The organism is Mammaliicoccus sp. H-M34 (assembly GCF_022386495.1).
Lineage (GTDB): Bacteria > Bacillota > Bacilli > Staphylococcales > Staphylococcaceae > Mammaliicoccus > Mammaliicoccus fleurettii.
Genome location: NZ_JAJNIK010000003.1, coordinates 23,297 through 46,851, shown reverse-complemented (window position 1 = coordinate 46,851; position 23,555 = coordinate 23,297). Strand labels below are relative to the sequence as shown.

The window sequence follows — 23,555 nt, the reverse complement described above, 5'->3', positions numbered from 1 at the left end:
TTTTATGTTTAATATGATATGTGTAGAATCGCACGATATCTTCTGAGTCTTCGTGCGTTTTGCTCGGATTTAGTCCGAATCGCACGATATCTCGAAAGTCTTCGTGCGTTTTTGCCGGATTTACCCTGAATCGCACGATATCTCTGGAGTCTTCGTGCGTTTTGACTAGATTTTGCCTAAATCGCACGATATCTCTGGAGTCTTCGTGCGTTTTAGCCTGATTTACCCTGAATCGCACGATATCTTCTGAGTCTTCGTGCGTTTTAGCCCGATTTTCCCTGAATCGCACGATATCTTCCGAGTCTTCGTGCGATTTGACCAGATTTTGCCTGAATCGCACGATATCTCTGGAGTCTTCGTGCGTTTTAGCCTGATTTACCCAGAATCGCACGATATCTCTGGAGTCTTCGTGCGTTTTGCTCGGATTTAGTCCGAATCGCACGATATCTTTGGAGTCTTCGTGCGTTTTGACCGGATTTTGCCTGAATCGCACGATATCTTCTGAGTCTTCGTGCGTTATCTATTCAGCTCTTCACGCTCCTATACAACATTACCTATAATTATAATTCATCAATTTATTTTTTGCATTTTTAAACATTTATGCATACACTGTATAAAAAAGGAGTGGGATTTATCTTGGCTAAACAAACTGATTTACGTGTCATCAAAACTAAAAAAGCGCTCAATGACACATTACTCGAAATATTAACTATTAAAAATTTTTCTGATATCACTGTAAATGAAATATGTAATAAATCTCTCATTCATCGTACAACTTTTTATAAACATTTTATGGATAAAATTGATTTATTACAATATGCATTAAAAGAAAATACTAAAGAGTTCTTCATATTAGATATTTATGATCGACTTCACAAACCATTTCAATCTATGGAAAAATCTTTCGTAAATAAATTAAATGATGTATTTGAAAAACAAATGAATAATGATAAAGAATTTATGGATGAACTTATTAAGCATTTCATAGAAGTATTTAGTAAAGATTTCAAAAATAATATTGATAAAGTCGCAACCCCAACCCATATACCACAATCTCTACTTCCATATATTTATGGATCAAATTTATCAGCCATCATACATTGGTCTGATTCATTACAAGGCGACTTAGACTACTCAAAGCTAGACGAAATATTTAATGAAATTAATATCATTAGTTTAAATGAGGGAAAATAAAAGGCCGAGACAAATTAATTGTCTCAGCCTTTTATCATTATATTGGCAGTGGAATGCTATCCCACTGTTTTATTTTTGGACTAAATTATTTACATAATCTTTGAATTCTTCTTTGTTACCTTCTTCTATATCTATCATGGCAACTTTACCTTGAGGGAATTCAATAAATAATACGCCTTTGTCTTCTATTGTTACGGCTTTAATATCTTGATAACTAAATACTCTTTTATAAGGTTCGCCATTCATATCAACACTCATAATTACACGTTCGTTTGTTGTAATGTATGCACCTTTAAACTGTGTTTGTTCTCCTACTTTATATATGATTGTACCTAACACGCTTGGTCCAACTTTTTCAGTAGGATATAATTCATTTTCATCAATTTCATTTAATTTCATGCTTGAAACCTCCATTCATTACTCTCTCTATTGTACGAAATAAATAGAGTATGAAACAAATATTATGATTGACGTTCTATCAATTATTTAAATTAATGTAACCTGCTCTAATTTTTTTGCCTTCTTCATCAAATGATTCTACATAACCATCTTCGCTTACATTATATGATCCTAATAATTCCCCATCTTTACTCGTATATGAAAAACCAAATTTATCTCCATGTTTCTCCGGTTCTTTCCAAACTGTTTCATCTGTATCCACTTTATCTATACCTTCAAATGCTTCTACAGCATCAAACACGTTATCTCTTGTTATGACAGTATTTTGATTATCACTAGAATTTACGAATTCAAAGTCATCAGGATATTGCATAATATATTGAATGTTATCATTATCGTCATTCCCATTTGTATATACTGCAATTTGATATCCATTGTTCGGCGTATTATTATAAATAACAAATGAATGGCCTTGCCCCGTTCTTAAATCTTGAGCTGGCTCACCATGAAAGTCTATAAATTCTTTATAAGTTACATGGTCTGTAGGAACAATACTAAATTGTTCTACAGGTCTACCTTCACTCAAATAGTACATGACCATGAAATTTCCATATACATGCCCTTCTCTACCTAAGAAGTTACGCACATCTTCTTCCTGCCCAAACTTTGATTCTATATTCTCTTTATTCATCGTTTTCATCATACCTTTATAACCCGTTACATGATTTTCATTCATATAATGATCTGAAAAATCTTGTGACAAAATATCAATTTTCGGAGCAGATTCACTCTTATTACTGTTATGTTTTTTTGATTGAGATGATTTATTATGATTATTTTTATTTGGTGGATCTCCTATAGTAATACTACATCCCGATAAAAGTAGTATCGTCGCAATGATAAATAAAAATTTATATTTCATTAATATAAATCCCTCCTAACTCAATTAAATAAATAATGCTAAATTTATTAAAATTATTATTCCCTATTTCAAAGATAATATTCAGAAAAATTTGAAAACGTTTGTTTACTTTTATATAATGGTCATTAACTAGTTGAAAGGAGTCCTTTTACAATGACAGAACGAATTTATGGTAATACGCCTTGCTTTTTAGGTGGTAAAAATTTAACTAAAGAAAAAGATTATTCGACAGATGTTCTCGTATATGGTGTACCTTTCGAAGGCCCATGCACATGGGGAGACTATACGGGGTGTGAATTAGGCCCTAAACAAATCAGATTATCATCTGCTAGATATAGTGGCTATCTCCCTGAATTAGATCATATAGATGTTAATCAACATTTATCAATCGGTGACGTTGGAGATGTTTCAACTATACCTCATGATGTTGAACAAACAGTAAATAATATTGAGACATTTGCAGAAGATTTATGGCGCTCTAATAAATTTTTAGTTGGATTAGGTGGAGACCATGGTATTACATATCCAATTTTAAAAGGTTTAACAAATACCGGAAAAAAAGTAGGTATTATTCACTTAGACGCACATTACGATAATATGCCACACTATGAAAACGAACGATTTGCACGAAACACACCATTTATGAGGTTGTATGAAACTGAAGGCATTCGTAATGAAAGTTTAATTCATACTGGTATACACGGACCTCGAAATCAGCCTGAAACAGGTAAATTCGCTAAAGAAAATGGTGCTGTCACAATCACGATTAACGAAATCAAAGAAACGTCAGATTTAAGAAAATTTGCAAGAGATATCTATGCACAAGCTAGTAAAGATGTAGATGTTGTTTACTTAACAATTTGTAGCGATGTATTAGATTTCGCATTTAATCCAGGCGGTCCAGTTGATGGTAACGGACTGACAAGTTACGAATTACTTACTATGATATATGAATTTGGTAAATTAGGCCTTGTAGGTATGGACTTTGTTGAAGTCTATCCAATGCAAGATGCTAACCAAAATTCATCTCACTTTGTATCAACAGCTGTGCTTTATGTATTAGCCGGACACATTAAATACTTAAATAAAGTTTAATGCCTGACATACGAAGGGATGGGTTCATATGGCAGAACAGAGAGAAAGAAGTAAGTTCAGCATATTTGGTCCTGGCATGATTATAACCGCTTCATTTGTGGGACCAGGGACAGTTACAACTATGACTCAAGGTGGAGCCGGGTTTGGTTATAGTCTACTTTGGGCAGTGATATTCTCAATTATTGCAACAATTGCATTACAAGAGATGGTTGCTCGATTAGCGCTCGTTACAAATGAAGGTTTAGGTGAAGCAATACGTGATATTTTTAATCATCACCTCCTAAAAATCATCACTGTTTGGTTTAGTATGGTTGCTGTCGCAGTAGGTTGTGCCGCTTATATATCTGGTGATTTACTAGGTACTTCTTTAGGTGCTGCCTACTTACTTGATATACCTGAACATCTCATTGCACCAGTAATCGGTATCATCATCTTATTAATAGGATTAAAAGGAAGTTATGATTTAATAGAAAAAGTCATGACCGTGCTCGTTCTTATTATGGGTGTTATTTTTATAACAACTGTAATTGTTATTCAACCAGATTTTGGTGCTGTTCTTAAAGGAGCATTCGTACCAAGCATACCTAATGGATCACTTCTAACAGTGATTGCGTTAATTGGTACAACAGTCGTTCCGTATAACTTTTTTATACATGCGACATCTATTCACGAACGTTTTAATGGTATTAAAGATTTAAAAATTGTTAGAATAGATACAATTCTAGCTATTGGGCTAGGCGGTCTGATTTCAGCTGCCATTCTAATAACTGCAGGTACATTAATAGAAGGCAGAGAAGTTAAGAGTTTAGTTGAATTATCTGAACCGCTTAAACCAATACTTGGTGATTTTGCTCCATTATTTATGAGTATCGGTTTATTCTCTGCAGGTTTATCATCTGCCATTGCCTCTCCTATGGGTGCTGCAGCTACTATAAGTAGTTGTCTTCGCTGGAAAGGTGGCGTAAAGAGTAAAAAATATCGACTAGTCTTTGCTATCGTGATATTTATCGGCATAATCACTTCTTCTCTTGGATTTGAACCATTAGAAGTATTATTAATTGCTCAAGCATTAAATGGTATTATATTACCGCTTATTGCAGTATTAATTTTTATTATCTTAAACAAGAAAAATATGATGGGCAAATTTGCAAATGGCATCGTGCTTAATATCATTGGAATATTCGTTGTTTTAGTCGTTTCGTTCTTAGGTATTTATAGTTTAGTAGATGCTATTCAAAGTTTCATGAGTTAATTATAAAGAATTTATAGGGGATGAAATATTTTATGACAAAATTAACAGTCTATCTAGCAGGACAAATACATGATAATTGGAGAGAAGAAATCACCCAAAAAGCACAAGAAAGTAATTTACCATTAACTTTTGTTGGGCCACAAACAAATCATGATCGTTCTGATAATGTAGGTGAAGCCATATTAGGAGAACAACCAAACAATTATTATAAAGATAACGCAGCATCAGACATCAATAATTTGCGTACACAAGTATTGATGAACAAAGCAGATATCGTAATTGCTTTATTTGGAGAAAAATATAAACAATGGAATACAGCTATGGATGCATCAACTGCAATTGCACTCAACAAACCATTGATTCTTGTACGTCCAACAGACTTAATCCATCCATTAAAAGAACTATCAAACAAAGCTAATGTCACTGTAGAAACAGTCGATCAAGCATTAGATGTTATTAAATACATTTATGAGTAAAAATTTTAAAAAGGAGTGGAACAGAAATCTAGTTTTAAAAAATAGATTTCTGTTCCACTCCTTTTTATTAATCATTTCAATTTCATTTTCATTTGTTTCTTATATTTAAAATAAACTTTTGATAATAAATCTGCTATGAGCAATCCAAGTGCAATAGAACTTGATATTAAAGCTACTTTAATCATTGTTATCAAAGCTTCATGATAGTCATTTAGCACTAAATTTTTAATTGCTTCATAAGCTGTCCCTCCTGGTACAAGTGGAATAATTCCAGGAATGATAAACAAAATAATTGGCGAAAAGAATCTCTTACTCATAAAGTGACTCATGATTCCAATAAAGAAACCACCTATAAATGAAGATTGTACATCTGAATCATTAAATAATAGACTTGATTGAAATGCCATCCATCCTATTGCACCAACTATTCCTGCAGGTACTAACAAGTATTTAGGTGAATTAAATAATACGCCAAATAATAAAGATGCTCCAAAACTAAATACAATATTTAATATTATTGTTATTATCATAACTCACCTCTCAAGAGAAAATTAATAATACAACGCCTACACCTACTCCTATCGCTATTGAAGTAAATGTTGCTTCTAAACCTTTAGAAATACCAACTAACAATTGTCCAAGAAATAAATCTTGTATCGCATTTGTTATTAATACCCCTGGTACAATAGGCATGACTGCAGATATTATTGAAATATTTACTGTATTCCCACCAGTTATGATTTGATTACATATAGCTATTAAAGCAATTACACTAGCAGCAACTATTTCTGCTATAAACTTCACATTCGTCCAAGAATGTAATAACTCTACGATACAATACCCTATTGCGCCGGCAATGAAAGTTGCGATAATATCTTCTTTAATTCCACTAAATAAATATAGGAAAAATACTGATATAAGTCCTGCAGCAACCATTTTAAATGGTAAAGAATATGGATATGGTGAATTATGTATAGTAAGTATTCTCTTTAAAGCCTCTTCTGCCGATATTTGTTCTTTTTCTAACATTCTCGATACATTATTTACACGATGAATATTGCCTAAATTAGTATCTCTCTTTTTCACTCTATAAACTCTTATATTATCATCTATATCTAAAGCAAAATTTATAAAAGTTGAACTTACATAACATTGATTATTAGGATATCCTAGACGTTTAGCCATTCTAAACATCGTATCCTCAACACGAAATGCCTCTGAACCCGCTTCTAAAAGAACTAGACCCGCATTCATCACTATTTCTTGAACTAATTCTTTTGAATGCTTTTTTTGATTCATACTATACACACCTCGTTTCTTAGTTACATCTATATAAGAATATCAAATATAACATTACATTTTAACTTTAAAAGTAATAAAAATAAAAAAATTTGGGATTTCAAAAGATTTTTCAAAAACTACATTTAAAATGCTAAATTTTTCTATTTTATGAACATTTTCGATACAACTTGACTTTACATTAATTTCATAATAGGCTTAATTTTGACGTAAGGAGGAAAATAAAATGGAAACACCACCAATCAACAAACAGCTTGGTTTCTTATTATATGTTGCGTCAAAAGAGCTTATTAAAAAATATACACCGATATTGAAGAAATATAACTTAACTTATACAGGTTATATCGTTCTTGTAGCTATAGATAAAAACGAAGTCATCAATATTAAAACTTTAGGCGACAGACTATATTTAGATTCTGGAACATTAACACCATTATTAAAAAAACTAGAAGAAAAAGGATTCATTAACCGTGAAAGAGCGATTAATGATGAAAGAAATTTACGCGTTTCACTAACTGAACAAGGCATTGAAACACAATCTGAAATCTCAGAAGAAATCGTAAAAGTATTTCAAGGATTAGAAGTAAATTCTGAGAAATCCTTAGAATTAAGAGATTCTATAGAAAAATTCATACAAACAACGCTTAACAAAGACATAGCAGAATAAATTAATTAACTACCACATTGTATAATGTCTTTTGATATTTAATAAGCAGTAGAAATTCATTGTAAACATTGAATTTCTACTGCTTTTTCTAATATTGCTGATTAGAGTGAGCTTAGATTGAGCTTACTGGCAGAATTCTGAATTGTGCTCCTTAGATTGTTCTTACTGGCAGAATTCTGAATTGTGCTCCTTAGATACTACCTCTTACGGACATTTCTCAGAATTATGTCCCTTACAACACTTCTTACGGACATTTCTCGGAATTTTGTCCCTTAGTCCCTTTCAACACCACTCACACTCTCTTACCTATTATAACTATGATATGGGCATGTGATAATGTGATCGTCAATAATTCCTATACTTTGTAAAAATGAATAGACAATCTTTGGACCGACAAAATTAAACCCAATTTTTTTTAAGTCTTTACTTAATTTAATTGAAAGTTCTGTTTCAGCTGGTATGTCTGTTGTATTATGCCATTCGTTGATTATAGGTTTGTCATCTACATAAGACCATAAAAAGTTTGCTAAACTTCCATATTGTTGTTGAATGTTTTGCACTAATAATGCATTGTTTCTTACGGATTTGATTTTTCCTTTATGTTTTATAACGTTGTATTCTGTTCTAATTTCCTCTAATTCATCGTCTGTTAATTGTGCACATTTTTCGATATCAAATTGTTTAAATGCTTCTTGATATGCATGACGTTTTTGTATAACAGTTTCCCAAGACAAACCTGCTTGAGCGCCTTCTAAAGAAAGCATTTCAAATATATATTGATCATCTTTATTTATTCTACACCATTCTTTCTCATGATATACTTTCATTAAATCACTACTTGGCCACGTGCATTCAGTCATGCTTAATCACTCATTCCATATTTTTTATCTAACTTATGATTTCGAACCATAAATATTATAATTGTAATTCCAAATACGCTTAATATTAAAATCGTCTCCCAAACGCCTAATTTAAAAGGCATCCCCAATGCTGTATATAAATCTTTAACTACGATAAATGTAAATAACGCCATAATTTCAAATTTTATAAAATAAATAAGTAATTTAGCATTTTCTATTTGTTCTTCGTTTGGCTTACCATAAAGTGATGGAACATGTATGTATTGATCTAATTCAGGTCTACTTACAATAGTATGCAATATTAACCAGATAAATATTCCTAATGCTGGCATAAAAAAGATAAAGGCTTTTGTTGCCCATGCATCTGGATTACCTGCAAAATCATAATGACTTGGTATATTATCGGGCAACACGTCAAAATTAATTATAATTAATATTATAGAAAATAACCACATAACAATACTTGAAATATCTAGCACACGTCTGAGCATGATATCTCCCCCTTATAAAAAAAGCAACAAGTACATTAAATGTGCTTGTTGCTTTTAAATTTAATCTATATAAGTATTTATTAAGCTTACCAAGCAAATAATCCAACGAATGCAGCTGTTAACAGTGATACTAAAATACCTGAAAGCAGCATCATTGGTACATATTTAGATACAAAATTAGATACATCGTCTTTGACAATGCCCTTCAGTGTTCCTATTATCATACCAATTGTAGAGAAGTTAGCAAATGATACTAAGAAAGTACTAATTACTGCCGCTCTATGTGTTGAATATTCACTTATCTCTTTACTAATTGTACTCATCACAACAAATTCATTTGTTACAATTTTAAGTGCCATTTGTTGAGCAACTACCCATGCTTCTCCAACTGGCATACCAAGTAAAATTGCAAATGGGAACATAAAGATACCGAGTATGTACTCTAATCTTATGTTTGGTAAATATGGAATAGGATCCATAATACCTAATAATTTATTAATCAAGTCTGCGATTGCAACAAACGCGATAACAAACGCGATAATGATTAATACAAGTTTACCTGCATTGATTACTGAATCCCCTAAAAATGAGAAGAATGGTTGTCTTTCCCCTTCGTCTATCTCAGCTACAACATCTTCTTCTGGATCTAAATCAAATGGATTTAAAATAGTTGTTACAATAATTGCATTAATTATGTTTAATGGTATAGCAGTTAATACATATTCCCCAGGTATCATTGTGACATATGCACCAACAATTGCACCTGAAACTGAACTCATAGACATCATTGCAACTGTCAGTACTCTAACTTTATTCATAGAAGTTAACTGTTTAGATGATACTGCTAAAGCTTCTGTATTTCCTAAAAACATCATTTCAATCGAGAAGAATGACTCGAACTTAGGTTGTCTTGTTATTTTTGAAATAACCCAACCTAAAATTGAAATAAATTTCGGTAAAATCCCTAAATACATTAAAATATCAAATACTGGTACAACTAGTAGAATTGGTAGCAACGCTGAAACTGCCATATCCATATTCCCTGGTCCTGGTGCTGTAAAGCTACCAAATGCAAATCCTATTCCCGAAAAAGCAGATTCTAAAAGCCACGACACACCATCAGCCGCACCTTTAACGAATTTTGCTCCAAATGAAAATTGAGTGAAGAACCATGCTAATACTAAGTTAATTACGATTAGTATTGAAACAGATTTCCAATCAATATTCTTCTTATCCCTAGAAAAAAGAAAAGCGACACCAATGAATATCAACAAACCAATTATATTGATGATTAGAAACATTGTTTTTGTCCACCCTTTTTTATTATTAAAATCAACATTATTATAACATGCAAATTAAAAGTATGTTACTACATTTTAAAGACACTTTTACAATTTTTTATAAAACATAAAGTAAGTTGTAGATTAATTAGGAAGTTAATCGAAGAGTTTAACCAAGTTGTAGATTAAGTTAAGAGTTAATCGAAGAGTTCGGCCTAGTTGTAGATTAATTCCATCATTAATCTAAGACATACTCAAAATCAACACCATACAATGAAAAATCATGGGACATAAATGATTTTCATAAAAAAACAAGAGGCAAAGACAATTAAATTGTCCCAGCCTCTTACCATTTATTATCATATACTCGTTAATTATTATTAATTTGGATATTGATCAAATTGATTAATTGATTGATCACATTTCATACTTATAGCTAAATACACTATATAACCAGAAACCAGTACCATGATTAAAGCATAAACTGTTAACACATAAATATTAGATATTATCATTGTATTAAACAGCAACAACATGAGTATCATTATCGCATCTACAATGCTTAATGAAATAACACATAAGCGCTCCATTCTAACCCTTCTTTACTCCATAATATGACTCTAGCTATTAGCTACTTGTCTTTCGCAATGAGACTCATATTACTACATTCATTCTATGAATTCAATACGTTTTACTAAAATTTTAAAAAAGAAATTTTTGATTTGGAATTTTTCATACAAGCTGATTACTAAAGTACGTTATAAAGGATATGATATAGTTTACAAATGTAGAGACTTTACATTTTAAATAGGAGGCATTTTTCATGGAAAATTATCATTTAAATGACGGACAAGTATTACCACAAGTTGGGTTTGGTACATATAAACTGAATGGATCAACTGGAGTACGTGCAATTGTAAATGCCTTGAACAATGGCTATCGAATTCTTGATACGGCATATAATTATGAGAATGAAGGTACAGTCGGAAAAGCAATACAAGAAAGTCACGTAGATCGAGATCAAATTATTGTAACTTCTAAATTACCAGGACGTTATCATAGTTATGATCAAGCAATCACTGCTATCCAAGAGTCAATATATAGACTTGGTGTTGAGTATCTAGACTTATATTTAATACATTGGCCAAATCCTAAACAAGGTAAGTATGTCGAAGCATGGAAAGCACTCATTGATGCTCAAAAACTTGGACTCATTAAATCTATTGGTGTATGTAATTTCTTAGAAGAACACATTGAAACACTAGAAAAAGAAACAGGCGTATTACCAGCAGTTAATCAAATAGAGTTACATCCTTACTTTAATCAAAAAGATGTTCTAGAATATCACAAAGAAAAAGGCATTATAATAGAAGCATGGAGTCCATTAGGTCGTGCATCAGAAGTAATAAACGACAAGAAAATTGGAGAAATTGCTAAGAAATATAATAAAACTATTCCACAAATTATCTTGAAATGGCATGTACAAAACGGTGTAGTACCAATTCCTAAATCTACATCAATCGCCAGACAAATACAGAACAAAGATATCTTTGATTTCTATTTAGAATCAGAAGACTTAGCTGAAATTGATTCATTAACAAGGAAAGATGGACGTCTTAAAGGCCAAGACCCAGCAACTCACGAAGAATTTTAGAATAAATATTATTAAAATGAATAGATATAAACATTTTTAAAAGGAGCGATTCAAATGGCTAAATTAGGTAAATCAAATATTGAAGTCAATCCGATTGGTTTAGGAACGAATGCAGTAGGAGGACATAATTTATACCCTAACCTCAATGAAGAACAAGGTAAAGATGTTGTCAGAGCTGCTATTGATAATGGTGTCACTTTACTAGATACAGCTTTTATTTATGGTCCAGGCAGATCTGAGGAACTTGTAGGTGAAGTTGTTAAAGAATACGATAGAAAAGATGTTGTTATCGCTACTAAAGGTGCTCATTATTTCGAAGGAGACGACACGAAACTTTCTAATGACCCAGAATTCATTAAAGAACAAGTTGAGAATAGTCTTAAAAGATTACAAACTGACTATATAGATTTATATTATATTCACTTTCCAGATGAAGAAACACCGAAAGATGAAGCTGTTGCTGCATTACAAGAATTGAAAGAAGCAGGCAAAATTAAAGCAATTGGTGTTTCTAACTTTACTTTGGATCAATTAAAAGAAGCGAATAAGAATGGAAATGTTGACGTAATTCAACATGAATATAACTTATTAAATCGTGAAAATGAACATATTTTAGAATATACAGCTGAACATAATATTACATTTATACCATACTTTCCATTAGCTGCAGGGTTACTTGCTGGTAAGTATGACGAAAATACAACATTCGATGATTTAAGAGCGAGTAAACCTGATTTCCAAGGTGAACAGTTCAAAGAAAATCTTAAAAAAGTTAATAAACTAAGAGATATTGCTAAAGAACACAACGTCGATGTTGCACATATTGTGCTTGCCTATTATTTAACTAAACCTTCATTAGATGTTATTATTCCTGGTGCTAAAAGAAATGAGCAAGTAATAGATAACCTTAAAACATTGGATGTTCAGTTAACTGAAGACAACATTAAACAAATAGAGTCTTTATTCCCAATTTCATAATTCACATCATTCAAAGCTGAGACAAAATAATTGTCTCAGCTTTTTCTTCTATTGATATTGATTATCATTTGCAAATGTAGGATAATGAAACCAAGTAGAAGTATAGGAGGAATCATGACTTATGAATATGACAGACGTTACGATTATTGGCGGAGGTCCTGCTGGTTTATTCGCGAGTTTCTATTCCGGGTTAAGGGGAATGAACGTCAGAATTCTAGATTTTCAAGATAAACTAGGCGGCAAAATGCATGTATACCCTGAAAAAATCATTTGGGATATTGGCGCGATAGCTCCAAAACCATGCTATGAAGTCATAGAAGATTTAGTGAAACAAGGTACTCATTTTGGACCTGAAGTTTGCTTAGAAGAAAAAGTTATCGATATAAAAAAAGTTGAAGAACAACATTTTATTTTATATACAGAAAAAGGGAATGAATACCATTCAAAATCTATTATTATTGCTGTTGGTGGCGGGATAATCAAACCACTTACGCTAGATATTGAAGGTGCTGAGCGCTTTGAACTTTCGAATTTGAATTACGTAGTCCAATCTATTCAAAAATTTAAAGATAAACACATTCTTATTTCTGGAGCAGGAAATTCAGCACTAGACTGGGCATGTGATTTATCTGAATATGCGAAAAGTGTCACGATTTGTTATAGAAAAGATGAAATTTCCGGTCATGAACATATGCGTGACTTATTAGATAAACTCAACATTACTAAAAAGCCAAGTATGGTAATTAAACAACTTAACAGTCATCCAGACAAACCCATTATTTCAGAAGTTGTATTAGAACATGTTGAAACAAAAGAACAAGAAATCGTACCAGTTGATGAAGTAATTATTAGTCACGGATTTGATTATGAATCAGAATTACTCCACAATGCACAAACGAAAATTAACTTAGTAAATGATTTCTTTATAGAAGGTTTAGGAAGCAGCAAGACTTCTGTTCCAGGTATATTTGGAGCTGGAGACATCCTTAAACACGAAGCAAAAGTACATTTAATTGCAGCTTGCTTTACAGATGCAGCTAATGCAGCAAACTTAGCTAAAAGTTATATCGATCCTGAAGCACAAGAAGGCGGTCGTGTTTCAAGTCATAATGATGTATTTAAAGAAAAGAACAAAGACATCATCAAAAATTATATCGCACAATCATAAGTTCAAACTACGGGCTGAGACAATTTGTGTCTCAGCCCTTTTTTATATTAAGCGTATATGCAGAGCGTTTTTGTATATTTTTGTTTAAATTTTCTTAAATAAAATTTAATTTCTTCTAAAGTAAGGTTTCTTTCATTATCCACTTCATTCATATAATTTATTTACACCATATTCCTAGTTCCCCAAAACATTGATTTTACAACACTTATTAGTGTTAGGATTGTTTGAGTTGTTTCAGATGCTTGCCCTTTTTATCATTTACTTGCCCTTTTTCTGCCCTTTAATAAACTAATTTGTTTTGTAATTCAAAAATTTTCTATAAATATATTATTCTAAACATTTTTATGTTTAGAACTTTCAATTTCCATGATCTCATGAAATGTTAATCCCTTGTCGATTATTTTATAAACTATATCCTCATCTTTTGATAGTAATGACTTATGCATATTACTCAAACTCATTAAATTGCTTTTATCAGTACTTATGTCTGAGAGTAATTCAATTATAACTTTCTGTATATTGTATAATTTTTCTAATTTTTCATCTAACATGGATACTATTATTTCATGATTTCTGTTTTTGTTTTTTTCTACAATTGAACTAAACACCTTTTCATACTTATTTAAAATTTCATCTGGATATGTGTCATCAAAATATGTACGCATACTCTCTCTATTATTAAGTAAATTATTAAACCATTCAAAACTAAATTTTAAGCTAGGTAATATTTCTATTATTTCTGTCTTTTCACCATGTTTTTCATCAAAGTCTTGTATATTGTATGCCTCTCTCATTTCATCTTCAGTTACATGGCAATATGTATAAATAAAGTTTCCAAACTCAATGGTTTCTTCTATACTCAAATCATTAATTGTATCTACACTTATCATTTTAGTACATGTTTCTATCTTATCCGAAAATAAACCCATATTAATTTTATTAGTTATTTCTTCTTTAAGTCTTAACAATTCAAAGTATCTAGATTGATATACCGATTCTTTAGTTAAAGCATTACTATTGTATAACTCTTCACTTTGTTTTATTTGAGCTTCATTACTATATTTTATATCCTCCCTTTGCAATTTTAGTTCATAAGATTGCATCATTGTAGTAATCGCTAAAATTAATAAGGCTAAAAAACTTATGATACTTTCATCAAAAAAATTTTGGCTATTTTCTGGATAATCATAGTTTATTGCATATTTAGCTATTATAATTACGAGTAGTATAAATATAATGATTAATCTAATATATTTCTTCATATAACTACCTCTTTTTTAAGGAAATTATCTTTAATAGTATAAATTAGAATAAACTCTCTATCTTCTAATTCGTATATAACTCTATTTTCTAGTTCTAATATTCTACCGAATTTATAATTTGATAATATGCTTGTTATCAGTTTTTTATTTTCACTAACACATATTACATTAGTTTGTGAATTTTCATAGTCCCATATATATTCAAATAGCATGTACATATAAACACCTTCTTTTAGGTGCATTATACCATGTGCACTATGTTTTTAGACATAAAAAAACACCCCACAATAGTGAGGTGTAAAGATAATTAATTACGAGTCATCACAATTACGGAGATAATATGTGAATCTATATAAAGTATAGCATTAGTTATATTACATTTAAAAGAGATATGAGTAGACACAAAAAAGCCCACCAATTAAGGTGAGCTTAGCAATTTATTTAATTTTTACACCTTTAAGTTTACTAGTTTTTTTCTTGTTCATATCCATCATTTTCATCTCCCTCAATAGATAATATATCAAATATTCTTCTTTTCAACAAATCTTTAACTCTCTCATCGTTACTCTTTGCAATTTTAATTAGTGGCCAATCGAAGACATTAAAAACAAAATCTTCATCTGTGGTATTTAAAAATTCTTCTATTAAATCGAGAGAATTTTCATTCTTTTTCAAAATTGCTTCTGCCATTTTGAATTGAAGGTCATGTGCAGAAAAATCAATCTCATTTACCAACGAATTAAATTCTTTTTCATTTAATTTATGATAACGATTGATATAGTAATTAACTAAAGCAATACTAGTGCACATATTATTTAATATGTCATTCTTTGATAAATCTTTATAAATCCTTGGAATTGATATTAACTCACTATCTATGTACTTTAGTAAAATAGAGTTCAAAATACTGAAATAATCTGAAATAATTTCTTTGTCTTTATACTTACTAAAATAATACTCATATATATAATTAAATACAAAGTTGCGTGTAGTATTAACACATTTGTTAACGAACTTTAAATCAATAGGAAATTCTACTTCTTTTTCTAAATCACCATAAATTTTGCTCTTATTTTTAAATTTATCATTCACTATACCTGAATTATGTATAAATAAGTTTCTAATTAAAAACATTTCATTAATAAATTCTTTTTCGTTTTCTAAGTTAGGTATTTTCTTAATATTTTTTAAATTAACTTCTCTTTCAATCTGTTCAAGCCAATTGTTAAATGAATTATAAAATTTGTTCTCAATTTCTTTTTCTAGAAGCATAACTTCTGCATCTTTAATACTATCTATTTCTTTAAGTTCTTTCAAAGTTAAATTCAATTTATCCATTCTATTAGACTGATCAATTTTCAAATAAAAATCTTTTAGTATACTGCTAAAAACGTTCTCTATTGACGAACATAAATTATACAAAACGGTTTTATAACCAAATATTTCATTAAACTCGTCGTTTTCTTCTTCTTTACTAAATAAGGAATTCAATAATCCTGGATGTGTCATTTTTATTTGAATTTCGTTATCATCGTCAACTTTAACAATAAAAGAGTTATAGATTTTATTTGAGATAGTATCTTTTTTGATCATACTACTACCTACATTTTTTATCATCTCAGCAATTTCTTTCTCAAATATATCAATTTCGATATTATTCTTTTCTAAATAATTAATGATAGCCATATCCCGCAATAAATTTACTTTATCAAGTAGTGTAACGTTATCTTTATCTTTATTGGTATATGTATTTTTTACAAGTTTTAAGTGGTTTTCAACTAATCTAATTTCATCTTCAAAATTCATTAATATATCCAAATGTATTCCCCTTTTTAGTCTAATTAAATTAATATTACACTAAAATTTAATTGGGCAAAAGGTAGAACATAAAAGCGAACAAAAAAACACCCTAGCCTATTCCAGTAAGCTAGGAGATATAGTTATAGCAACGGAACTGCTACAAATGTATTTGAAATTTTAGGTAAAGCAATTGCACTAGCTAGTTCTTATAAAACATTAAGAGCAATACGAGAAGGGAACGGTTCAACTATCAAGAATCTTACATCTTTAGGAAATGCATTCTCTCGTTATAAAATTATAGCCCTCAGAGACTTGTTAAAGGCTAAAGTGAGCCTACAGCTCTTAATATGTATATTATACTATAAACTTGAGTTTTTGAATATAATTAGCACCTAGTAATAGTACCAAATTCTAATGTGTGGTATAATGAATTTACAAAATATAAATCCACATATTTATTGATGAAATACTAATGCTTGGTTTTTATTCTATTTTCGGTTTGGTTATCAATCATCGTTCTCACTTTCTTTTGCGAAAAGTAAGCCCTGTACTTAATTGTACAAGGCTTCTTTTTATGCTTTAAATAAATATTTCTTTTGTTCTCTTAACTCTTCCAGCACCTCATCAAGATTAATAATCTCGCCTGTCTCTGAATTGAATTTGAAGCGGCTTCTATCCAACACTTTGAATATATCGCCTGGATCGTGCATATCACGTGCAACGTTCTTTAATATTGCTTTATCTAACTCACACTCATTTATTAAATCTTTATGACGTATTAACTCTTGATTTAAGTAGTCACGTTCACTTTCTAATTCCAATACTCTTTTATCATCATTTGATGTTTGATTATCTATATCATTAATTTTATTCGATAGCATTTCGTTATCCGCTTCTAATTCTTTAATCTTGTTAGACTGTTGTTTAATAGATTGACCATATAAAGCCATTACACGCTTTACTTGTTCAGCAGATAACTTTATATCTCTTAACTGTTCCCTGTTCATTCTGTGCCTCCTAGTCGTCTAATTTGGCTAAATTACGTAGTTCTTCTTCTGTCATATCAGTCATGATGTCATCAATGAACGTAATATCCCCTGTATGTTCGATAGAGTGCTTATCACTCCATTCAACCTTTCTATTTTTAAGCCAAAATATAATCGCTGTTGTATCTGGTGCAACATGTTTTCTAACTCTTTTTACTTCAATACCTTGTTCGTATGTTATTTCTTCAACATAGTAGCCTAATGCTCGTTTGTGTAGCGAACTTTCGACTTCTCTATCTACAACTTCCTTACCTCTTTTTAAGGCTTGTAAAATAGGTAAATGAGCTTTCTTCCAGTTGTATAATGTTTTTACACTACACCCTATGTTATGTGCTATTTGTTCATCAATTAATCCATCTCTAGCCCAACCTTCTATCTTAGTTAGTCCCTCTTTAGTTATCCAATCTTTATAATTAACTCTAGCCATTACATAACCTCCTTTCTTCGTTTGAAATCGTTCTGTTCAGCTAAATGCTTACCACTTAAATGAGCGTGTACTTCACGCCAATCAATCACTATTGGCTCGACCTTAAACTCATAATCAATATAACTTTGTATCTCATCGCTTAATACGTCGACCACTTCTTGTTCAATTGGATCATCATGTAGTCTTTCATCGTGTATCTTTGCTAACGCTTTTTTGAACTTGTTTATCGGGTATTGGTCGTTCCGATTTCTTCTCACGCCATACTTTTGAAAGTATCTAACCGCTCTAACAGTGTTATAATCATTAGCTTCTATAAAAGCATTTTCAACATCATCGTTAGCTTGATTAAACACGTCTATTTTCCGTTGTAATCGTTCTTTACACTCAATGATATGAATTGATAAATCGCATATATTAAACACTTTAGTTCTTAAACCCATTGCTTCATCAATGCCCATTGTCGAGCAATTCATATGGTACAGTTCTTCTATTTCCTCTTGTCTATGCTTAATATATGCTCGTTGATACAGTCTATTGTATTTAGTTAATAACGCCCTATCAGTAACGGAATATGTCACTTAAAACACCTCACAGAAAGTTAGTAAAATCTATTGCTTCACGTTCTTTTTCCGTTTCAATGTCTGGTGTATTATCAATCTTTTCACTTTGCTCTTTTTTGGTTTCTTCTACAATTACATTTATTAATTCATCTATCCACTTCAAATAATTGTCGGGCATATAAGGATGATTTTTCATATCTTCTAATACATTAATTAAGAATTTATATCCTTTAAGTTTTGTAGCGATTTGGTATTCGCAAAACCTAAGCTTTGTATAATATTGAGCAATCACTTCATCTTTTGTTATACGTGATAGGTCTCGTTCTTCAAACTCCTCAAGTAACACTTCTAACATAGTATTTTTATACCACTCGTTAGGATCAGTATTAAAACACTCATGTCGATGTAGTTCCCAGCGCAACCCCTCATCACTAAACTCTTGTATTGCGTATTTATATTGCTCTTTAAAATGCTCTTTAAAGTTACTGTTAAGACCCTTCATAGTTGCCTCCTTTTAAAGTATGAGGTCGTAAAACACGACCTCATTTTATTAATATTCATTAATTTCAACTTTTTCTATTTCATTTTTAGGTGTAATCATATGTCGAGTTTTATATCTCCATTCTCCATATTCCTTTTTAAACAAATCTTTTTCTCTAACCGGTAAATAATAATGTAAATTATCGTATTGTGATAAATCTGAGTTGTATAGCATATTTAAATCTCTAAGTTCTTCTATAATGCCGTTATATTCATCTATCACTTTATTCATTCTTACTTGTATATCTTCCGCTTCTTCTTGATAAAACGATCTTAAGTCATTTACTTTGTTCAGCAATTCAAATTTATTCTTTCTCTTGATTGCAGGTACAGTATCTTGCTTAATTTTTAATAAGTCATCGTGTTCTTTTAATTTCTCTTTAGCTTTCAAAACTTCTTTATATGTCTCTTGCGCCTTTTCAAATTCACCGTTATTAGTAACCAAACCGTACTCTGCTTCTACTTCTGATAATTCAGTGATTAATTCACTTCTTTTTTGTTCTAACACCTTTAGTTCTGAATCTACCTTTTTATTTGCCTCTAAGTATGCTTTATAAAATTTATCTGTTTTCATTTTTAATTTCTCCTTTAGTTTTAAGTTATGGACTTTTTTACAACCGTACTTGTAAGTACACTTGTACAATTTAGTACGACTGTATTTTATTTATAATTCGAACCATCTTGCTGAATTAACAATGTGGTTTAGTCCGACTGTATTTTATATTTAGTGTTACTATTACTTATATTTGAGTAACAGCTATCGCTCTTTTTTGAGCAATAGTATGCGATCTTTTTTGACCACGTACTTTTTAATGTGTCAATTTTGTCAATTTATAATGAAGCGGCTTCTAATCAGCTCGAATTTGAGCGTATCTAATGTCCTCACTTTTGAGGATATTAACGAACGCAATTTTGCTTTGGTTAATCAACGAGCCGACATTTCGACCAGTTAAATCTCACAGTCCAAATCTGGACGATGAAATCATTATTAGAGAGCCGACATTTCGGTTTTCTAATAGCAGAACGCAATTTTGCGTTTTGAGAACTCACATTTGAGTTTTCACCTGATACTGTAAATTGGTGCATCAGCTTCCTATATCGAATATGTGACGTAATCCCATTCAAGGACATCATGTTTCACCACGATAAGTTATGACCTCGTGTTTCACGAGCCCCTTTGAAAGGACTGGTTGATTTGCCTATCCCTTTGAGATGACTAGGTAATATACCCACTCACTTCGAAAGGACTGAACGAACTGTTATCCCCTTTAAGCTGACGGAACGAATCGTTACCCCAGCTTCCTAATTACACCTGTTGTTAATTTGCATATTAAAGGCTATATTTGGAACGTTTGCCATTTTATGATAATTAGTATTACTTAACATGTTATCGTCCTGAATAGCCTATAATTTTAATCAAATTCAATTATTCTATTCTCTTTTTTTAAATGGATTTGGTCGAAGTGTTCTTTTTTAAATTCATCATCGAATAACACACCTAATTCATGACTAAACCATTTATACACATTTTCATCTATTCTGATTTCAGTTGGTATTAAATCGTATAGCTCACCTTGTGTGAAGTCTTTAGTAGATTTAATACACTTATGTTCTAATTCATCTATGTGCATGGTATGACCTCCTAAAATGGTGGATTGCTAATATCATAAGGCAAATTATTATCGTTCGTTTTTCCGACTTTCTTTTTTTCTTCATTTGATGTGTTCTTAAATTTACCTTTTCTCCTTCTATCAGTGCCTCGCATTTCTATTGGTGTTGTATTCTCCATCATTCTTGAAAATATCCGTTCCCAATCTTTATCGCTTGATAGCTCTTTTTGAGTAAGGTTGGTCGTATAAATATTGTGCTTACCTAATCTCGATTGAATGATTGTTAGTAGTATTGACATTTGCGCTTTGTAGTTAGCAGAAGCACCAACATCATCGAAGATAACTAAATCTGCCGTTCTAATTAGCTTTAACATTGTTTCTTGGTAATTTTGCTTTGCTAATACTGTATTAGAGTTCCAACTCATGGTTATATTGTTTAAGAGTAAATTAATATCTAGATACATTACTCTGAAACTCTTTCTAGTGTCATTCATTATTGAAGCTGCTAACATTGACTTCCCTGTTCCATAATCACCATAGATAAATAATGATTGAGGATTATATAAATCAAAGTTATCTGAATACCTTTTACATATCCTCATTGCCCTAGCGTTCATTTCATTTTCTACTTCATATTCATCAAAATGAACATTCTGAAATTTCTTAGGAATAAAAGAGAGTGATTTATTAAAGTATCTATCTCTATTGATTTTTTCGGATTGTTTAATATTGCTTTTAGCTAATTCGTTTAAATTACAATGACAGTTATATCGCCACTCATACCCGTTTGCATGTTCCAAGTCACTCACTATCCGTCCACAACCAGAACATATATAAGATTCGGATTCATATGTTACTGGCGATCCTTTTTCAGCTTCTCTATATTTCATTTGTATCATCGTTTAACCTCCAATCAGAAAGGAAGTGAATCATCTGGAATCTCGGCAAATTCCATTTCCTGATAAGGAGAATGATGTCCATCTTCCTTTTGCCATTTATTTTTGTTATTAAAAGTATGATGCCTTTTTGTTAAATATTGTTCAGCTTCTTCTTTGGTCTTAACACCATTCTTAGACCAATCAATAAGTACTCTATTTATATACGAATATCTTTGAGCGCTGTTCCGTGCAGCTTCTTGAATAGCTTTACAAACTAATTCTTTACCAAATTTCTCAACATCTTCTCCTAAATGAACATAATCAGTTCCATTTAATGCTTGGATTGTTTTATTGTAATAATCAGCTATCTTTTTAAAATCTTCATCGCTCACGCTCTGATGATTATTAACATTATTATCCTTATTAGCTTTATTAACATTATTGTTTGTTTCTTTCTGATTCTTTTCTGATTCTTTTTTGATTTCTTTCTGATTCTTTTCTGTGTCACTTCTCTGTCTTTTTTCTAAATCTATATTTTGATAAACATCATAGTTTACAATAGTTACAAGTGTTTTTTTAGTGTCTTTTTTTACGACTATCATTCCATCTTCATGGAGTATGTTTAAAAACTTATCTACTTTAGTAATTGACCAACTCCATTGATTACCTAGTTTTCTTAAAGACGTTAATTTTTGACCTCGTTTTACATCAATCAATTGTCCATCGTGCATAACTTTTCCGTCTTTGTGATTTGCTATTAGGATTAAATCAATCCATGCTTCAAACTTTGAAAACTTTCTGTCTTCTTGAAATAACCAATGATTTTGGATAGTCCTATGCAAGCTTATCCAACCTAAGTTTTCACTCATGCATCACTCCCTCACTTTCTCAATTCATGCTATAATTTGAGTAGATGAAATTTTTAATCGAATGATTTCATCTATGTTCTAAACGCCTTGCACACTTGCAGTTTGGTCGCTACGGTGTGTAAGGTTCTTTTTATGCGATTCTATAATTAAACGATTCATGTGTTGCTCTAAGAATTTAAGGAACTGACTGTCATTCTTTTCTAGTAAAATCTTTTCCTCTTCTGTTTCTGCTACTACTAAAAAACCCGCTTCAATTTCTTTGAATCTAGCCATGTTGTACCTCCTGAATTAACTTTAAATCTAATTCCGCAGCTGCAAGTGTTGTCTTATCGCTAAAATTAGGAATCAATTTTTGTATCGTTTCTAATGGTGCATTTAGCAATAACTCACCTGTTTCACTAGAACGTAAATTAAACCACCCTATCGCTGTCTTAACTATCTTCACTTGTACTTTATCCATGTTACTTTTCCTCCTTTAAAATCGTTTCTAATTGATGTTTAACAAAGCCTGTAACCATTACAAGAAATGAAATTTTTGTAAGCTTTAAATTGCCAATATTAACCTCACATTGAGTGTTAAAACTAACTTCTTCCAATAATGTTTGTATGTTGATAACGATACCAACTGCTCTTTTAGACATAGACTTTGCCTCTAAAGTTATTAATTCTTTAAACGTATCTTCAAGTAAGTAATACAAAAGTTCTTCTTTATCTACATGACGATTGATGTTTTTACCAATATACTCAAGTTCATCTTTGTTCATGTCACTCGCTCTAGTTAAGCGATCAATAATATCTTGCAGTTTCTTTCCATTACTCATAACAAAC

Annotated in this window: 30 protein-coding genes; 8 read left to right on the top strand and 22 right to left on the bottom strand. The window is 31.0% G+C overall.

Annotated elements, in window-relative coordinates; translation table 11 throughout:
- Window positions 1-636: 636 nt before the first annotated feature.
- Entirely contained in the window at window positions 637-1,194 is a 558-nt protein-coding gene (locus tag LQ608_RS04485; protein WP_239750065.1) for a TetR/AcrR family transcriptional regulator, read from the top strand.
- Window positions 1,195-1,263: 69 nt separating this feature from the next.
- Here LQ608_RS04485 and LQ608_RS04480 read toward each other — a convergent pair whose 3' ends face one another.
- Together LQ608_RS04480 and LQ608_RS04475 are read right to left on the bottom strand one after the other, a co-directional pair.
- Window positions 1,264-1,593, bottom strand: a complete 330-nt coding sequence (locus LQ608_RS04480; protein WP_078357286.1) for a hypothetical protein — start codon at window positions 1,591-1,593, stop codon at window positions 1,264-1,266.
- 79 nt (window positions 1,594-1,672) lie between these two features.
- On the bottom strand, window positions 1,673-2,515 hold the full coding sequence (locus LQ608_RS04475; protein WP_239750063.1) for a hypothetical protein: 843 nt from the start codon (window positions 2,513-2,515) through the stop codon (window positions 1,673-1,675).
- 153 nt (window positions 2,516-2,668) lie between these two features.
- On the opposite strand from LQ608_RS04475, the gene LQ608_RS04470 reads away from it, so the two are divergent.
- The 3 genes from LQ608_RS04470 to LQ608_RS04460 are packed head-to-tail and all read left to right on the top strand — an operon-like array spanning window position 2,669 to window position 5,338.
- On the top strand, window positions 2,669-3,610 hold the full coding sequence (locus LQ608_RS04470) for an agmatinase family protein (protein ID WP_239750061.1): 942 nt from the start codon (window positions 2,669-2,671) through the stop codon (window positions 3,608-3,610).
- 28 nt (window positions 3,611-3,638) lie between these two features.
- Window positions 3,639-4,862, top strand: coding sequence for an Nramp family divalent metal transporter (locus LQ608_RS04465; RefSeq protein ID WP_239750059.1), 1,224 nt, complete (start codon window positions 3,639-3,641; stop codon window positions 4,860-4,862).
- Between the two features lie 32 nt (window positions 4,863-4,894).
- A complete protein-coding gene (locus LQ608_RS04460; protein ID WP_239750050.1) occupies window positions 4,895-5,338 on the top strand; it encodes a YtoQ family protein in 444 nt (147 codons plus the stop codon).
- 71 nt (window positions 5,339-5,409) lie between these two features.
- Here LQ608_RS04460 and LQ608_RS04455 read toward each other — a convergent pair whose 3' ends face one another.
- Together LQ608_RS04455 and LQ608_RS04450 are read right to left on the bottom strand one after the other, a co-directional pair.
- Window positions 5,410-5,868: a threonine/serine exporter family protein gene (locus LQ608_RS04455; RefSeq protein WP_239740985.1), complete on the bottom strand. Its 459-nt coding sequence runs from the start codon at window positions 5,866-5,868 to the stop codon at window positions 5,410-5,412.
- Between the two features lie 10 nt (window positions 5,869-5,878).
- On the bottom strand, window positions 5,879-6,637 hold the full coding sequence (locus LQ608_RS04450; protein WP_239750048.1) for a threonine/serine exporter family protein: 759 nt from the start codon (window positions 6,635-6,637) through the stop codon (window positions 5,879-5,881).
- Window positions 6,638-6,863: 226 nt separating this feature from the next.
- Here LQ608_RS04450 and LQ608_RS04445 point away from each other — a divergent pair, with 226 nt between their 5' ends.
- Entirely contained in the window at window positions 6,864-7,304 is a 441-nt protein-coding gene (locus tag LQ608_RS04445) for a MarR family winged helix-turn-helix transcriptional regulator (protein WP_239750042.1), read from the top strand.
- Between the two features lie 302 nt (window positions 7,305-7,606).
- Here LQ608_RS04445 and LQ608_RS04440 read toward each other — a convergent pair whose 3' ends face one another.
- The 4 genes from LQ608_RS04440 to LQ608_RS04425 form a co-directional block, all read right to left on the bottom strand.
- Window positions 7,607-8,164, bottom strand: coding sequence for a DNA-3-methyladenine glycosylase I (locus LQ608_RS04440; RefSeq protein WP_239750041.1), 558 nt, complete (start codon window positions 8,162-8,164; stop codon window positions 7,607-7,609).
- Between the two features lie 2 nt (window positions 8,165-8,166).
- A complete protein-coding gene (locus LQ608_RS04435; RefSeq protein WP_239750040.1) occupies window positions 8,167-8,655 on the bottom strand; it encodes a DUF1648 domain-containing protein in 489 nt (162 codons plus the stop codon).
- A gap of 86 nt (window positions 8,656-8,741) precedes the next feature.
- Window positions 8,742-9,956, bottom strand: a complete 1,215-nt coding sequence (locus tag LQ608_RS04430; RefSeq protein ID WP_239750038.1) for a NupC/NupG family nucleoside CNT transporter — start codon at window positions 9,954-9,956, stop codon at window positions 8,742-8,744.
- Window positions 9,957-10,315: 359 nt separating this feature from the next.
- The gene (locus LQ608_RS04425; protein ID WP_239750037.1) at window positions 10,316-10,525 is read right to left on the bottom strand and encodes a hypothetical protein; all 210 of its coding nucleotides are present in this window, start codon (window positions 10,523-10,525) and stop codon (window positions 10,316-10,318) included.
- A 233-nt stretch (window positions 10,526-10,758) separates the two neighbouring features.
- Here LQ608_RS04425 and LQ608_RS04420 point away from each other — a divergent pair, with 233 nt between their 5' ends.
- From LQ608_RS04420 to LQ608_RS04410, 3 genes are all read left to right on the top strand, one after another.
- Window positions 10,759-11,589 carry an aldo/keto reductase gene (locus LQ608_RS04420; protein WP_239750030.1) on the top strand — a complete coding sequence of 277 codons (831 nt, stop codon included), beginning with the start codon at window positions 10,759-10,761 and terminating at the stop codon, window positions 11,587-11,589.
- A 54-nt stretch (window positions 11,590-11,643) separates the two neighbouring features.
- Window positions 11,644-12,567: an aldo/keto reductase gene (locus tag LQ608_RS04415; protein ID WP_239750024.1), complete on the top strand. Its 924-nt coding sequence runs from the start codon at window positions 11,644-11,646 to the stop codon at window positions 12,565-12,567.
- Window positions 12,568-12,694: 127 nt separating this feature from the next.
- Entirely contained in the window at window positions 12,695-13,735 is a 1,041-nt protein-coding gene (locus LQ608_RS04410; RefSeq protein WP_239750785.1) for an NAD(P)/FAD-dependent oxidoreductase, read from the top strand.
- 332 nt (window positions 13,736-14,067) lie between these two features.
- On the opposite strand, the gene LQ608_RS04405 is transcribed toward LQ608_RS04410, so the two are convergent.
- The 14 genes from LQ608_RS04405 to LQ608_RS04340 all read right to left on the bottom strand — a co-directional run bounded on the left by LQ608_RS04405 (window position 14,068) and on the right by LQ608_RS04340 (window position 23,548).
- Window positions 14,068-14,997 carry a hypothetical protein gene (locus LQ608_RS04405; RefSeq protein ID WP_239750018.1) on the bottom strand — a complete coding sequence of 310 codons (930 nt, stop codon included), beginning with the start codon at window positions 14,995-14,997 and terminating at the stop codon, window positions 14,068-14,070.
- Window positions 14,994-15,215, bottom strand: coding sequence for a hypothetical protein (locus LQ608_RS04400; RefSeq protein WP_239750016.1), 222 nt, complete (start codon window positions 15,213-15,215; stop codon window positions 14,994-14,996). The genes LQ608_RS04405 and LQ608_RS04400 overlap by 4 nt, the downstream gene beginning before the upstream one ends.
- Window positions 15,216-15,462: 247 nt before the next feature.
- Entirely contained in the window at window positions 15,463-16,815 is a 1,353-nt protein-coding gene (locus LQ608_RS04395; protein ID WP_239750010.1) for a hypothetical protein, read from the bottom strand.
- A gap of 554 nt (window positions 16,816-17,369) precedes the next feature.
- The gene (locus tag LQ608_RS04390; protein WP_239750008.1) at window positions 17,370-17,804 is read right to left on the bottom strand and encodes a phage scaffolding protein; all 435 of its coding nucleotides are present in this window, start codon (window positions 17,802-17,804) and stop codon (window positions 17,370-17,372) included.
- A 10-nt stretch (window positions 17,805-17,814) separates the two neighbouring features.
- Window positions 17,815-18,270: a hypothetical protein gene (locus LQ608_RS04385; RefSeq protein WP_239750007.1), complete on the bottom strand. Its 456-nt coding sequence runs from the start codon at window positions 18,268-18,270 to the stop codon at window positions 17,815-17,817.
- On the bottom strand, window positions 18,270-18,848 hold the full coding sequence (locus LQ608_RS04380; RefSeq protein WP_239750005.1) for a hypothetical protein: 579 nt from the start codon (window positions 18,846-18,848) through the stop codon (window positions 18,270-18,272). The genes LQ608_RS04385 and LQ608_RS04380 overlap by 1 nt, the downstream gene beginning before the upstream one ends.
- A gap of 10 nt (window positions 18,849-18,858) precedes the next feature.
- Window positions 18,859-19,332: a hypothetical protein gene (locus LQ608_RS04375; protein ID WP_239750003.1), complete on the bottom strand. Its 474-nt coding sequence runs from the start codon at window positions 19,330-19,332 to the stop codon at window positions 18,859-18,861.
- Window positions 19,333-19,380: 48 nt separating this feature from the next.
- Window positions 19,381-19,944: a hypothetical protein gene (locus LQ608_RS04370; RefSeq protein WP_239750001.1), complete on the bottom strand. Its 564-nt coding sequence runs from the start codon at window positions 19,942-19,944 to the stop codon at window positions 19,381-19,383.
- 838 nt (window positions 19,945-20,782) lie between these two features.
- Entirely contained in the window at window positions 20,783-21,001 is a 219-nt protein-coding gene (locus tag LQ608_RS04365; RefSeq protein WP_239750000.1) for a hypothetical protein, read from the bottom strand.
- A gap of 11 nt (window positions 21,002-21,012) precedes the next feature.
- Window positions 21,013-21,879: an ATP-binding protein gene (locus LQ608_RS04360; protein WP_239749998.1), complete on the bottom strand. Its 867-nt coding sequence runs from the start codon at window positions 21,877-21,879 to the stop codon at window positions 21,013-21,015.
- A 14-nt stretch (window positions 21,880-21,893) separates the two neighbouring features.
- Complete coding sequence (locus LQ608_RS04355) at window positions 21,894-22,727, bottom strand: DnaD domain protein (protein WP_239749993.1); 834 nt, start codon at window positions 22,725-22,727, stop codon at window positions 21,894-21,896.
- Between the two features lie 78 nt (window positions 22,728-22,805).
- Window positions 22,806-23,000 (bottom strand): hypothetical protein, encoded by a 195-nt coding sequence (locus LQ608_RS04350; RefSeq protein WP_239749987.1) that lies wholly within the window; start codon window positions 22,998-23,000, stop codon window positions 22,806-22,808.
- Window positions 22,993-23,187, bottom strand: a complete 195-nt coding sequence (locus LQ608_RS04345) for a hypothetical protein (RefSeq protein ID WP_239749985.1) — start codon at window positions 23,185-23,187, stop codon at window positions 22,993-22,995. Before LQ608_RS04345 ends, LQ608_RS04350 begins: the two co-directional genes overlap by 8 nt.
- Before the next feature lies 1 nt (window position 23,188).
- Window positions 23,189-23,548: a hypothetical protein gene (locus LQ608_RS04340; protein ID WP_239749984.1), complete on the bottom strand. Its 360-nt coding sequence runs from the start codon at window positions 23,546-23,548 to the stop codon at window positions 23,189-23,191.
- Between the last annotated feature and the right edge of the window lie 7 nt (window positions 23,549-23,555).